Raw genomic sequence first — 661 nt, forward strand, 5'->3', positions numbered from 1 at the left:
TGATGGTGAATCCTGTCGCTTGCATGATGGCAAACGTACCAATCAACGAAACTGGAATCGCGACCACTGGAATTAACGTTGCTCGCGCACTGCCCAAGAATAGGTAGGTTACGGCAATAACCAGTAGAATCGCTTCGACAAGTGTTTTTACCACACCTTTGATAGACTCAGCGACGAACACAGTCGTGTCGTAGCTGGTTTCGTAAGTCATACCTTCAGGGAAGTTTTCGCTCAAGCGTTCAAGCAGTTCCATTACTGCTTTACCACTTTCTAGTGCGTTTGCATCAGACTGAAGTGACAGAGCGACAATCGAAGCATCTTGCCCACGGAACTTACCGTTACCATCGTAGAACTTCTTACCCAGTTCAACACGAGCAACGTCTTTTAGATAAACCGTAGAGCCATTTGGATTGGCACGAAGAACAACGTTTTCAAACTCGCTCACACTTTCTAAGCGGCCTTTCGTCACTAGGTTGAACTGCACTTCTTGCGGGTTATTGTACGGCGCGGCACCAACACGGCCAGCAGCAACCTGAACGTTTTGCTCCGCTAAAGCAGCATATACATCCGATGTCGTTAGCTTGAGGTTGGCCATTTTTTCTGGGTCCAACCACACGCGCATCGCATATTCACCACCACCAATTACATTTACTTCACTAAT

At 47.4% G+C, this 661-nt stretch carries 1 protein-coding gene; it reads right to left on the reverse strand.

Going from position 1 to position 661, the window contains the following annotated elements; genetic code table 11:
- Positions 1-661: efflux RND transporter permease subunit (locus R7Q09_RS26135; protein WP_318143943.1), on the reverse strand; the 661-nt coding region annotated here is incomplete at both ends.

It is taken from the genome of Vibrio sp. 2130-1 (genome assembly GCF_033339515.1).